The sequence below is a fragment of the Streptomyces sp. NPDC001985 genome, assembly GCF_040296845.1.
Taxonomy (GTDB): domain Bacteria; phylum Actinomycetota; class Actinomycetes; order Streptomycetales; family Streptomycetaceae; genus Streptomyces.
This window is the reverse complement of sequence record NZ_JBEOYB010000086.1, coordinates 15,081-27,651: the sequence shown is the minus strand read 5'-3', so window position 1 is coordinate 27,651 and position 12,571 is coordinate 15,081. Positions and strand designations below refer to the sequence as shown.

The window sequence follows — 12,571 nt, the reverse complement described above, 5'->3', positions numbered from 1 at the left end:
CCCGGGGCCGGGGGGGGGGGGGGGGCCCCGCGCCCCCCCCCCCCCCCCCCGTGGCCCGCAGGGTGCGGGCTCCCTGTGGCACAGGGTCCGTCCTCAATCGCCGGACGGGCTTGGGTCGCTCGGGTTGCCCGTGGCACAGGGTCCGTCCTCAATCGCCGGACGGGCTTGGTTTGCTCGGGCTCCCTGTGGCGCGGGGTCCGTTCTCAATCGCCGGACGGGCTTGGGTCGCTCGGGTTGCCTGGGGCGGGCGTTCTCAAGGGCGGGGAGGAGAAGGGTCAGAGGGAAGGGTGGGGGAGGGCGGTCGCCGGGGTGAGGGTCGTGCCCAGGGCGAACTCCGCCTCGTACCGGGGCGACCCCAGCACCCCCCTCACCCGCGCCGCAATCCGCGCCACATCCCCCTGCTCCCCCCGCGGCAGCGGCACCCCCACCGACGCCCGCGCCCCCGCCGCCGCCCCCAGCAGCCGCGCCGCGTGATCGGCGTGCCCCGCCAGGGACTGCGCCCCGGCCAGCCCCTCCAGCGCCAGTGCCACCGCCCTCGGATCACCCCCGGTCCTCGCGGTCGCCATCCCGTCCAGCTGAAGCTCCAGCGCCCTGTCCACATCCCCCCGCGCCTCGGCGACGAACCCCAGCTCCGCGAGGATCAGCGGCGGCGCCTCCGGCTCGTACCCCATCCGCCGGTGCAGAGCCAGCACATTCGCCATGTGCGTCTCGGCCACTTCGAGCCGGCCCTCGCGCCGGGCCCCCATCCCGAGCCCGATCTCGGCGAACTGCTCCCCGAAGGTGTCGGACTGCTCGATGGCGAGCCGCCGCGCCCGCTCGTGGTACTCCCGGGCCTGCGGCAGATCCCCGGTCAGCAGGGCGATCCGCCCGAGCCCCGCGAGCTGGAAGGTCACCTCGGGCCAGAGCGACAGCTCCTCCGCCGTCCGCAGCCCGTCCCGCAGCAGCCGCCCGGCGCGCGGATAGTCGCCGACCACCTCGGCCAGCGTCTGGAGCGGCACCATCGCCTGCAACTGCCCCCACTGGTCGCCCAGTTCCCGGAACAGCTCCAGACTCTGCTCGCCGTGCCGGCGCAGCCCGCTGAAGTCACCCCGCAGCTTCGCCTGGAACGCCTGGCTGGCCAGCGCCGCCGCCGTCCCCCAGGGGTCACCGAGCGAGCGGAAGGCGCCCAGCGCCCGCGCCACCAGCTCCTCGCTCGGCGTCAGATCGCCGATCCCGTACAGATTCGAGCCGAGGAACCACTGCGCCCGCGCCTGCCCGCCCGGGTCGTTCACCTCCTCGTACGGCAGCAGCGCCGCCCGGTACTCCGCCAGCGGGTCCGCGCTCCCGCCGAGCGCGAGGCGCACCCCGCCCAGCCAGGCCGTCGCCGTGGCGACCCGGGCGGCGTGCGCCACCGGGTCCGCCTGGTCCGCCGGGTCCGGAGCGGGCACCGCGAGGGCCTGGGCCAGTGAGCGCTCGGCCTCGCCGCCGCGCCCGCGCAGATGCCAGTACCAGCTCAGCGCGTTCACCAGCCGCAGCGCCCGCTCCGCGTCCCCCGTCTGCACGGCGCTCTCCAGCGCGGTGCGCAGATTCGCGTTCTCGGCGTCCAGCCGCCGCAGCCACTGCCGCTGGCCGTGCCCGCGCAGATGCGGCTCGGCCCGCTCGGCGAGCCCGGTGTAGTACTCCCGGTGGAGCCGCTGGAGCCCGGTCAGCTCACCCCTCTCCCGGAGGTGTTCGACGCAGTACGCGGTGACCGACTCCAGCAGCCGGTACCGCGGCCCGTCCGCGGTGTCGGTCACCACCACGAGCGACCCCTCCACCAGCCGGGCCAGCAGATCGAGGACCTCCACCCGGTCCACGCCCCCGGCGGGGCAGACCTCCTCGGCGGCGGCGAGGGTGCAGCCGTCGGCGTGCACCGCGAGACGGCGCAGCACCGTGCGCTCCTGCTCCCCGAGCAGCTCCCAGCTCCAGTCGATGACCGCCCGCAGGGTCCGCTGGCGCGCCGGGGCGCCGCGCACCCCGGAGGCCAGCAGATGGAAGCGGTCGTCCAGCCGCGCCGCCAGCTCCGCCACCCCCAGCACCCGCACCCGCGTCGCGGCCATCTCCACCGCGAGCGGAATCCCGTCGAGCCGCCGGCAGATCGCCGCGACGGCCTCGGTGTTGGTGTCGTCGAGCACGAAGCGGGGGGCGGCGGCCTGCGCGCGGGCGGCGAAGAGCCGGAGCGCGCCCGCCTCGTCCAGCGGCGGCACCTCCCGCAGCCGCTCCCCGGTCACCCCCAGCGGAATCTGGCTGGTCGCCAGCACCCGCAGCCGGGGCGCCGACTTGAGCAGCTGCTCCACGAGCTGCGCGACCGCGTCCACCACGTGCTCGCAGTTGTCGAGCACCAGCAGCGCCGGCTCCTCGCCCAGCGCCTGCACCACCCGGTCGGTCAGGGTGAGCGGACCGCCGTCGGCGCCGGACGGCGGCGGGGAGATGTCGTCCCGCACCCCGAGGAGCGCGGCCACCAGCTCCCGCACCTCCGTGTCCCGCAGACCGCTCGACGGGTCGAGCGCGGCGAGTTCGGCCAGCCGGACCCCGCCGGGGAAGGCCGGGGCGGCCCGGGAGGCGACCGCCAGCGCCAGCTGGGTCTTGCCGACCCCGCCGGGGCCGGTGAGCGTCACCAGCCGGTGGGCGGTGAGCGCCGAGCGCAGCTCGTCGACCGCCCGGTCCCGGCCGATCAGCTCGGTGAGCGCGCTCGGTACGTTCGACGGCGGCCGGGCCGCGGTGGTCGACGGCGACGGCACGGCGGTCAGCGCCGGGTCCTGGGTGAGGATCGCCCGATGCAGCGCGGCCAGTTCGGGGCTCGGGTCCAGGCCGAGCTGGTCGGCGAGCCGCTCCCGCAGCTCGGCGTAGCTGCTCAGCGCCGCGCTCTGGCGGCCCGCCAGATACAGCGCCCGCACATGGGCGGTGCGCAGCCGCTCCCGCAGCGGGTGCAGATCCACCAGATCGCCCAGCTCGTCCGCGACCAGGGCGTGTTCACCCAGCTCCAGCCGGGCCTCGGCCTGCTCCTCCAGCGCGGTGAGCCGCTGCTCCTCCAGCCGCGCGGTGGCGGTACGGGTGAACTCCTCGTCCGCGAAGTCGGTGTAGGCGGGCCCCCGCCACACCGCGAGCGCGTCGGCGAGCAGCGCCGCCCGCTGCCGCGGGTCGCCGGTGGCCCGGGCACGGGCCGTCAGATCCTGGAAGCGGTCGGCGTCCACGGCGTCGGAGCCGGCCCGCAGTTCATAGCCGGGGGAGCCGAGGGAGACCGAGACCACCAGGTCCCGGCCGCCGGGTTCGGCGTCCTCCAGGGCGCGGCGCAGCTGCCAGACCTTGTTCTGGAGCACCCCCGCCGGGTTGCCCGGGAGTTTGGTGCCCCAGAGGTCGTCGATGAGCCGGTCGGCGGAGACCGGGTGTCCCCGGTCCACCAGAAGACGGGCGAGCAGGGCGCGGACCTTGAGCTCCGGCACCCGGACCGGCCGTCCGTCCGACGTCCACACACCCAACGGACCGAGCACCCCGAAACGCATGTGATCACGCTAACCCACCGTGGGGGTGCGGCGACAGGATCGATACCGGACCGGGACCGGGCGCCCGCGGGCCACGGGGGCGGCCCGCACCCCGGGCGGCCGGGCCGGGAGCGGACGGACCCCTGCCGGACCCCTCCCGGAGCGCTCCGGGAGCGACCGAGAGCGGACCGAGAGGGAGCCGGGAGCGCGCCGGCGCACCGTGGGAGTCCGCAGTAGCCCGAGAGAGCGAGGGGAATCGAGATGTCCGAACGCAGTCTGCGCGTTGCTGTCATCATCGGCAGCATCCGGACCGGCCGTTTCGGCCCCACACCGGCGCAGTGGATCGCCGCCGAGGCGGCCAAGCGCGAGGACCTGGAGGTCGATGTGATCGACCTCGCCAAGGTGTGGCTCCCCGATGTCCTCCCCGAGAGCGACAGCGTGCCCGCCCCCCAGGCCGTTCAGGATCTGGCTCCGTGGCTGGCCAGGTCCGACGCCTTCGTGATGGTCACGCCCGAGTACAACCACAGCTTCCCGGCCTCCCTCAAGAACCTCATCGACTGGTACATCGACGAGTGGAAGGCGAAGCCGGTCGCCTTCGTCAGCTACGGCGGGATAGCCGGCGGGCTGCGCTCGGTGGCCCATCTGCGGGAAGTGCTCCCCGGAATGCACGCCGTCACCGTCCGTGACTCGGTCGCGTTCCCCAACTACTGGGAGCTCTTCGACGACGAGGGCCAGCCCAAGGACCCCGAGGGCTGCTCCGCTGCGGCCAAGGCGATGCTCGACCAGCTCGCCTGGTGGGGTCACATCCTGCGGGACGCCCGCAAGCAGCGCCCGTACCCCGGCTGATCCCCGCCGCTCCCGGCAGCTCCCGCCCCGCGCCCGCGCACCGGAGCCCCCGCTCCGCCGCCGCCCAACGCCGCCCGGCCCCCGAAGCCTCCCCGCGCCCGCTGATCCACGGAAGGAACATCCATGTCAACGACCGTCCCCAAGGGCGCGCCGCCCAAGGCCACGGCCCGGGAATGGGCCGGGCTCTGCGTACTGGCGCTGCCCACCCTGCTGCTCGCGCTCGACCAGAGCGTGCTGTTCCTGGCCCTGCCGCACCTGGCCGAGTCACTGAACCCCACGGGCACCCAGACCCTGTGGATCATGGACATCTACGGGTTCATGATCGCCGGCTTCCTGGTGACGATGGGCACCCTCGGTGACCGGATCGGCCGCCGCAAGCTGCTGATGATCGGCGCCCTGGTCGTCGGCATCACCTCGCTGATGGCGGCCTTCTCCACCAGCGCCGAGATGCTGATCGTCACCCGCGCCCTGCTCGGTATCGCCGCCGCGACCCTGATGCCGTCCACGCTGGCCCTGATCAGCAATATGTTCCAGGACGAGCACCAGCGCGGCCGGGCCATCGCCGTCTGGGCCAGCTGCTTCATGGGCGGCACCGCGCTCGGTCCCGTGATCGGCGGTGTGATGCTGGAGTACTGGTGGTGGGGTTCGGTCTTCCTGCTCGGCGTCCCGGTCATGGTGATCCTGCTGGTCGCGGCCCCGTTCGTGCTCCCCGAGTACCGCGACCCGGCCGGTGGCCGGATCGACCTGGTCAGTGTGGTGCTCTCGCTCGCCGCGATCCTGCCGATGATCTACGGCCTCAAGGAGGTCGCCCGCTCCGGCTGGGAGCTGGTCCCGGCGCTCGCCATCGTGGTCGGCCTCGCCGTCGGCGCGCTCTTCGTCAAGCGCCAGGGCACGCTGGAGCACCCGCTGATGGACATCAGCCTCTTCAAGCGCGGCGCCTTCACGGCCTCGCTGCTGGTCCTGATGTTCGCCATGGTCACCATGGGCGGCAGCTACCTCTTCATCTCCGGCTACCTCCAGATGGTCGAGGGCCTCTCGCCGTTCCAGGCCGGTATGTGGATGGTGCCGTCGGCGCTGGTCTCCATCGTCGCCGCGACGCTGGCCCCGACGCTCACCAAGCGGCTGCCCATGGGTGTCGTCATCGGCTTCGGCCTCGGTGTCACCACCATCGGCTATCTGCTGCTCGCCTTCGTCAACCCGGCCGGCGGTCTGCCGCTGCTCATCGCGGGCTTCGTGATCGCCTTCCTCGGCACCGGTCCGATCGGCGCCCTCGGCACCAACCTCGTGGTCAGCTCCGCCCCGCCGGAGAAGGGCGGCTCCGCCGCCTCGCTCTCGGAGACCAGCGGTGAGTTCGGCATCGCCTTCGGTGTGGCCGCGCTCGGCAGCCTCGGCGGCGCGATCTACCAGAGCAAGATCACGACGCCCGACGGGCTGTCGGAGGCCTCCGCCGACACCGTGCGCAACAGTGTCGAAGGCGCCATCGCCGAGGCCGACAAGCTCCAGGGAGCCCTCGGCGACCAGGTGCTGGAGGCCGCGAGGGACGCGTTCACCAGTGGGCTGAACACCGTCGGCATCGTCTGTGCCGCGCTCGCCGCGATCACCGCGGTGCTGGCGACGACCGCGCTGCGCAAGGTCGACGGCGGCGGCGGTCACGGCGGCGGCGCGGAGGAGGCGGCGCCCGAGCAGGACGCGGCCGAGGGCACGCTCCAGCCCGCGCAGGACCGCTGACCCACCCCGTTGGACCGGCGGGGCCGTCCCGAGGATCGGACGGACCCGCCGGCGCCCGGGCGCCGGCCCCCTCCCCGTCGGCGTCCGGGCGCCAGCCCGTCCCCGCCCCCGGGGCCGGGCGCACGGCTCCCCCGCACCACCCGATTACCCGGACGCCGGTCCTTCGCGCACCCGCGAAGGACCGGCGTTCCCCGTTTCCCCGCGCCGGACCTGACACATGTCCCGCCACCGCCTTGAGAGCCATCGCCGCGCCCAACAGACTCAATTCGGGAATGCTCGCCCGTCAACGAACTCTCAAAGGAGTGCGGCTGTGGCCCAATGCCGGATCTGCGGTGGCTCTGTCGATGAATTCTTCGACTTCGGCCGCCAACCGGTCTCCGATTCCTTTGTGACTCCGGAAACCGTGGACAGCGAGTTCTACTTCCGTCTGGCCGCCGGGATCTGCACCTCGTGCACCATGGTCCAGCTGCTGGAGGAGGTCCCCCGGGAGCGGATGTTCCACGAGGACTACCCGTACCGCTCCTCGGGCTCGTCCGTGATGCACGAGCACTTCGAGACCTTCGCGCGGCAGCTGCTGGAGACCGAACTCGCCGGCGAGCGCGCCTTCATCGTGGAGATCGGCTCCAACGACGGCACCATGCTGAAGACGGTCGGCCGGGCCGGCGTGCGCCATCTGGGCGTCGACCCCTCGGCGCAGGTCGGCGAGTTCGCCCGGGCCGACGGCGTACGGGTGCGCACCGACTTCTTCCAGGAGTCCACGGCCCGGGAGATCGCCGCCGAGGACGGGCCCGCGGATGTCATCTACTCCGCCAACACCACCAGCCACATCGCCTATATCGACTCCGTCTTCCGGGGCGCCGACGCGCTGCTGGCACCCGACGGGATCTTTGTCATCGAGGACCGCTACCTGGGCTCCATCATGGCCCAGAACGCCTTCGACCAGATCTACGACGAGCACTTCTACCTCTTCTCCGTCTCCTCCGTGCGGCGGATGGCCGAGACCTTCGGGTTCCGGCTGATCGATGTGGAACCCCTGTCGGTGCACGGCGGTTCGATGCGCTACACCATCGGTCGCCCCGGCGCCCGCACCCCCTCCCCGCGGATCGCCGAGTACCTGGAGCTGGAGCGGGCCCAGGGCCTCGCCAGCCCGGAGACGTACCAGCGCTTCGGCGAGCGGGTGCGGCGCACCAGCCGGGAGCTGGTGGAGCTGCTGGAGAAGCTGCGCGCGGAAGGGCGGACGATCGTCGGCTACGGGGCCACGGCGAAGAGCGCCACCGCCATCAACTACTGCGGGATCGGCACCGACCTCATTCCCTACATCTGTGACAGCACCCCGGCGAAACAGGGCCGGCTCACCCCCGGGGCGCATATTCCGGTCCGGCCGCCGGAGGCATTCTCCGACCCCTATCCGGACTACGCGCTCCTCTTCGCGTGGAATCACGCCGAGGAGATCATGGCGAAGGAAGAGGGATTCCGTGAGGCCGGCGGCCGGTGGATTCTCTACGTCCCGGACGTCCATATCGCCTGAGCGGCCCCGCCCCATCTCCCCAGCACACCCATCCCGTTCTCCAAGAAGGGCGACATGAACACGTACGCGGGCAAGAAGGCCGTAGTCACCGGCGGCACCCACGGCATCGGCCGGGCCGTTGTCCAGACCCTCCTGGACGGCGGTGCGGAGGTCCTCCTCACCGGCCTCAACGAGGAGAACATCGAGAAGGCCAGGAACGAACTCGGCGACCGGGCCCATGTCCTGCGCTCCGACGCCGGGAGCCTCGCCGACATCGACGCCCTGGGCCGGGCCGTCGAGGAGACCCTCGGCCAGGTCGATCTGGTCTTCGTCAACGTCGGCTACATCAAGTTCGGCTCCCTCGGCCAGGTGACCGAGGAGACCTACGACCGGATGTTCGACACCAACACCAAGGGCGCCTTCTTCACCGCCCAGAGGCTGGCCCCGCTCGTCAAGGACGGCGGCTCCTTCGTCTTCACCACCGCCGTAGCGGTCGGCATGGGCTTCGTCGCCACCAGCGTCGGCACCGGGATGAAGTCCGCCATCCGCGCCTTCTCCAAGGTCTTCGCCTCCGAGCTGCTGCCCCGGGGCATCCGCGTCAACACCGTCAGCCCCGGCTTCACCGACACCCCCTCCATGGGCATCGCCGAGATCTCCGACGAGCTGCGGGCCGCCAACATCAAGGAGGGCGTGGAGCTGACGCCGATGCGCCGCTTCGGCACCGCCCAGGAGGTCGCCGACGCCGTGCTGTTCCTCGGCTTCGGCGCCACCTTCACCACCGGCGTCGACCTGCCCGTCGACGGCGGCCTCGGCCAGGGCCTGGAGTGGCCGCACGACGAGATCGTCGAGCACTGAGGCCGGCGCAGGTGGCACCCGCGAGCACCCCCCGCGCACACGACCGAGGAGGACGATGATGTCCGGACAGACCAGGACCGCCGTGATCGGCGGCGGCATGGCCGGCAGTGCCGCCGCCAAGACCCTGCTGAAGGCGGGCCGGGAGGTCGTCGTCTTCGAGGCGGCCGACGGGCTCGGCGGCCGGGCCCGCTCCTGGCACCGGCCGGAGATCGAACCCGATGTGGGCATCAACCTGATGTACGTCAGCTTCTACGGTCTGATGACCCAGCTCATCGAGGAGTACGGACTCAAGGACGACCTGCTCCAGATCTCCAGCAACGTCTACATCTCCGACCACGGCAAGGCCCTCCCGCTCTCCTCCGACTCGCCGCTGAGCCTGCTCAAGTACGGGCATGTGAGCGTCCGCGACCGGCTGGCCTTCCTCGTCACCTCCCTCGCCCAGGTCGCCCAGAAGAAGAAGCTCAGCCTCTTCGACCCGATCATGTCCGCGCCCCACGACAACCAGAGCGCCACCGAGTGGGGCTACGGCAAGGTCTCCCGGCGCGGCTTCGACTTCCTCCTCCGGCCGCAGATCGAGGGCTTCTGGAACTTCGCCTGCGAGGAGATCTCCGCCATCCACGCGCGCGCCCTCCTCGCCTGGATGGGCGGCTCCGGCTTCTACGTCCTCAAGGACGGCATGGAGGTCATCGCCGAGCGGAACGCCGAGGGCGCCGAACTGCGGCTCGGCCACGAGGTCACCTCCGTGCAGAGCGACGGCGGCTCCATCAGCGTCACCGCCACCGGGCCCGGCGGCGGCGAACCCGTCACCGAGACCTTCGACGACGTGGTGATCGCCACCCCGGCGACCATCGCCGCCAAGCTGGTCTCCGCGCTCCCCGCCGAGATCGTCTCCGGCATCACCCGCGGCTTCCTGGAGACCCAGCGGTACGAACCCGCGATCTCGGTCTCGTATCTCGTCGACGCCGACGCGCTGCCCGCCGAGGCGCACATCGTGGCCGGCGGCCCCGAGGACCCGCCGATCCGCAACATGATCACCTACCCGCGCACGACCCGCGACGAGCGCGGGCGCCCCGTCGAGAAGCTGCTGGTCCTCACCTACCCCGGCCGGGCCAACACCCGCCGCCTCCTGGGACTCACCCCCGAGGAGCAGTTCGCCGCCGTCACCCCGCTGCTGCCCAGCCTGTGGGCCGACTTCCCGGTCGACACCGCCGTGCCGTTCCAGATCGCCGAACGGCCCTACGGCTTCCCCATCCCGGCCCCCGGCCGCTACCGCCGCTCGGCCGAGGTCATCCGGCAGCAGCGCGCCCCCGTGGTCTTCGCCGGGGACTACTTCAACTCGCCCACCACGGAAGCCGCGATGCTCTCCGGCATCCGGGCCGCCGCCGCGCTCACGAAAGCAGGTTGAGGCAGACGATGAAGGCGCTCTTCATTCCGGGCAACAGCCCCTATCCGATCTTCTCGCACGCCACTCTCGCCACCGCCGTGCGCAACGCGGGCCACCAGGTCCTCATGGGCGGCATCGACTGGGTGCTCCCCAACATCGCCAGCGTCGGGCTCGCCCCCGTCAAGATCTCCCCGCTCTCCGTGGAGGAGGTCAGCGCCTTCATGGGCGCCATGCCGGAAGACCCCGCCGACCAGGTCAAGGCGGTCGGCCGGGTGTACGCCGAGATCGCCGTCGACAGCCTGGAGACCCTGCTGGGCCTCGCCGACCACTGGCGGCCCGACATCGTCGTCGGCGGCGGCATGTTCTACACCGCGCCGCTCCTCGCCCACCACCTCGGCATCCCCTCCGTACGGCTGGAGTGGGACCGCATCGACGCCCGGATGTACGACCCCGGCGCCGAGGCCGTCCTCGCCCCCGTCCTCGGCGAACTGGGCCTGGACCGGGTGCCCGAGCCGGATCTGTGGCTCGACGTCTGTCCGCCGAGCCTCAAGCCGGAGAACCCGGTCCCGGCCCGGCCCATCCGCTGGGTGCCGGCCAATCCGCAGAAGCCGCTGGAGCCCTGGATGTACACCAAGGGCGACCGGCCCCGCGCCTACATCACCGCCGGCACCCGGCTCTTCAGCGGCGACGCCCTGCGGGACATGGCCAAGAGCATCGGCGAACTGGGCATGGAGGTCGTCGTCGGCGCCCCGGAGAACGTCGCCGCCGAACTCCGCGCGGAGCTGCCCGATGTGCGCATCGGCTGGGTGCCGCTGGACGTCCTCGCCCCCACCTGCGACGTCATCGTGCACCACGGCGGCGGCGGCACCGACATGACCGCGCTCAACGCCGGTATCCCGCAGCTCATCGCCCACCCCGAGTACCCGACCTCCGCCACCCGCAGGATCGTCGAGTACGGCGCGGCGCTCCTCGTCGAGTCCGGCGGCAACGAGTCCGTCACCGCCGCCTGCGAACGGCTCCTCGCCGAGCCGTCCCACCGCGAGCGCGCCCAGGAGATCTCCCGCGAGATCGCCACCCTGCCCACCGCCGCCACCATCGTCGGCGAGCTGGAGCGACTGGTGGCCGCGCGCGCCTGACCGGGCCGCCGCCACCCCCACCGCACGAGAGGAGAGACCGCGGTGCGCATTGCCGCAACGGCGATCCCCGGGGCGTACACCGTCACCCCGGTACTGCTGCCGGACGAACGCGGCAGCTTCCACGAGGGCATGCGCGCCGACCGGCTCCAGGAGGTGCTCGGCGAACCGTTCGTGCCCCGGCAGATCAGCTACTCCGTCTCCTGCCGGGGCACCCTGCGCGGCATCCACACCACCGCGATCCCGCCGGGACAGGCCAAGTACGTCACCTGTGTGCGCGGCGCCCTGCGCGACATCATCGTCGATCTGCGGGTCGGCTCACCCGCCTTCGGCACCCACCACGTCACCGAACTGGACGCCGCCTCCGGCCGCTCCCTCTACATCCCCGAGGGCGTGGGCCACGGCTTTCTCGCCCTCACCGACGACACCTGCATCTGCTACGTCATGTCGACGGTGTACGCCCCCGGCACCCAGATCGACATCAACCCCCTGGACCCCGCGATGGACCTGCCCTGGGGCTGTACCGAACCACCCCTGATGTCCCCCAAGGACACCGCGGCCCCGGGCCTGGCCGAGACCCTCGCCGCCGGTGTCCTGCCCGACTGGCGAGGAGTGAGCGTCTGATGGACCCGGTACGGATGGGAGTCCTCGGCTGCGCGGACATCGCCCGGCGGCGGATGCTGCCGGCCTTCGCCGCCTGCCCCGGCACCGAGATCGCCGCCGTCGCCGGCCGCGACCCCGCGCGGACCGCCGCCACCGCCGCCCCCTACCGGGCGCGCGCGGTCCACGGCTACGCCGAACTGCTCGCCGAGCCCGGCATCGACGCCGTCTATGTGCCCCTCCCGCTCGCCCTGCACGCCGAGTGGGTCGAGGCGGCCCTCAGGTCCGGCCGGCACGTCCTGGCCGAGAAGCCGCTCACCGCCGATCCCGCGCGGACGGCGGAGCTGTTCGCCCTCGCGGAACGGCTCGGTCTGGCGCTGATGGAGAACGTGATGTTCGTCCACCACGGCCAGCACGGAGCGGTCCGCCGGCTGGTCGCGGACGGCGCGGTCGGCACCCTGCGCTCCGTGGAGGCGGCCTTCACCGTGCCGCGCCGCCCCGACGACGACATCCGCTACCGCCCCGACCTCGGCGGCGGCGCGCTCTGGGACACCGGGGTCTACCCCCTGCGGGCCGCGCTGGAACTGCTCGGCCCCGACCCGGAGGTCCTCGGCGCCGCCCTGGTGACCGCCCCCGGCTTCACCGTCGACACCTCGGGCGCGGTGCTGCTGCGCGCCCCCGACGGGATCGTCGCCCAGCTGGCCTTCGGCCTCGACCACGCCTACCGCAACTCCCTCACCCTCCACGGCAGCACCGGCCGGCTCACCCTGGACCGGGTCTTCACCCCGCCCGCCGGAGTGCCCCCGCCCGCCCGGCTGGAGACCGCCGGCGGTGTCCGGGAGATCCCGCTGCCCGCCGACGACCAGGTGGCGGCCACCGTCGCCGCCTTCGCCGACGCGGTCCGCCGGGGCTCCGCGCCCTCGGCCGCGAGCCTGGCCCAGGCCCGGCTGCTGGACGCGGTCCGCCGCGCCGCCCGCTGACCGCGCGCCGCACACGACGAGGGGCCGCCTCCCGGCTG

9 protein-coding genes are annotated in these 12,571 nt (G+C 72.8%); 8 read left to right on the top strand and 1 reads right to left on the bottom strand.

All coding sequences use genetic code 11. From position 1 onward, the window contains the following. Positions 1-275 precede the first annotated feature (275 nt). Positions 276-3,521, bottom strand: a complete 3,246-nt coding sequence (locus ABT122_RS28935; protein WP_351558301.1) for an AfsR/SARP family transcriptional regulator — start codon at positions 3,519-3,521, stop codon at positions 276-278. A 240-nt stretch (positions 3,522-3,761) separates the two neighbouring features. On the opposite strand from ABT122_RS28935, the gene ABT122_RS28930 reads away from it, so the two are divergent. From ABT122_RS28930 to ABT122_RS28895, 8 genes are all read left to right on the top strand, one after another. Beyond that, complete coding sequence (locus tag ABT122_RS28930) at positions 3,762-4,346, top strand: NADPH-dependent FMN reductase (protein WP_351558299.1); 585 nt, start codon at positions 3,762-3,764, stop codon at positions 4,344-4,346. Between the two features lie 123 nt (positions 4,347-4,469). Then, entirely contained in the window at positions 4,470-6,074 is a 1,605-nt protein-coding gene (locus tag ABT122_RS28925; RefSeq protein WP_351558298.1) for an MFS transporter, read from the top strand. Positions 6,075-6,384: 310 nt separating this feature from the next. Further along, positions 6,385-7,602, top strand: coding sequence for a methyltransferase domain-containing protein (locus ABT122_RS28920; RefSeq protein ID WP_351558296.1), 1,218 nt, complete (start codon positions 6,385-6,387; stop codon positions 7,600-7,602). 54 nt (positions 7,603-7,656) lie between these two features. After that, positions 7,657-8,436, top strand: coding sequence for an SDR family oxidoreductase (locus ABT122_RS28915; protein ID WP_351558294.1), 780 nt, complete (start codon positions 7,657-7,659; stop codon positions 8,434-8,436). Positions 8,437-8,494: 58 nt separating this feature from the next. Beyond that, positions 8,495-9,841: an FAD-dependent oxidoreductase gene (locus ABT122_RS28910; RefSeq protein WP_351558292.1), complete on the top strand. Its 1,347-nt coding sequence runs from the start codon at positions 8,495-8,497 to the stop codon at positions 9,839-9,841. Further along, a complete protein-coding gene (locus ABT122_RS28905) occupies positions 9,838-10,956 on the top strand; it encodes a nucleotide disphospho-sugar-binding domain-containing protein (RefSeq protein WP_351558290.1) in 1,119 nt (372 codons plus the stop codon). The genes ABT122_RS28910 and ABT122_RS28905 overlap by 4 nt, the downstream gene beginning before the upstream one ends. A 42-nt stretch (positions 10,957-10,998) precedes the next feature. After that, complete coding sequence (locus ABT122_RS28900; protein ID WP_351558288.1) at positions 10,999-11,577, top strand: dTDP-4-dehydrorhamnose 3,5-epimerase family protein; 579 nt, start codon at positions 10,999-11,001, stop codon at positions 11,575-11,577. Continuing rightward, positions 11,577-12,533 (top strand): Gfo/Idh/MocA family protein, encoded by a 957-nt coding sequence (locus tag ABT122_RS28895; protein ID WP_351558286.1) that lies wholly within the window; start codon positions 11,577-11,579, stop codon positions 12,531-12,533. The genes ABT122_RS28900 and ABT122_RS28895 overlap by 1 nt, the downstream gene beginning before the upstream one ends. Positions 12,534-12,571 lie beyond the last annotated feature (38 nt).

Coding starts and splice junctions, on each gene's coding strand:
- ABT122_RS28935 (WP_351558301.1), bottom strand. CDS start 3,521: ATGCGTTTCGGGGTGCTCGGTCCGTTGGGTGTGTGGACGTCGGACGGA.
- ABT122_RS28930 (WP_351558299.1), top strand. CDS start 3,762: ATGTCCGAACGCAGTCTGCGCGTTGCTGTCATCATCGGCAGCATCCGG.
- ABT122_RS28925 (WP_351558298.1), top strand. CDS start 4,470: ATGTCAACGACCGTCCCCAAGGGCGCGCCGCCCAAGGCCACGGCCCGG.
- ABT122_RS28915 (WP_351558294.1), top strand. CDS start 7,657: ATGAACACGTACGCGGGCAAGAAGGCCGTAGTCACCGGCGGCACCCAC.
- ABT122_RS28910 (WP_351558292.1), top strand. CDS start 8,495: ATGTCCGGACAGACCAGGACCGCCGTGATCGGCGGCGGCATGGCCGGC.
- ABT122_RS28895 (WP_351558286.1), top strand. CDS start 11,577: ATGGACCCGGTACGGATGGGAGTCCTCGGCTGCGCGGACATCGCCCGG.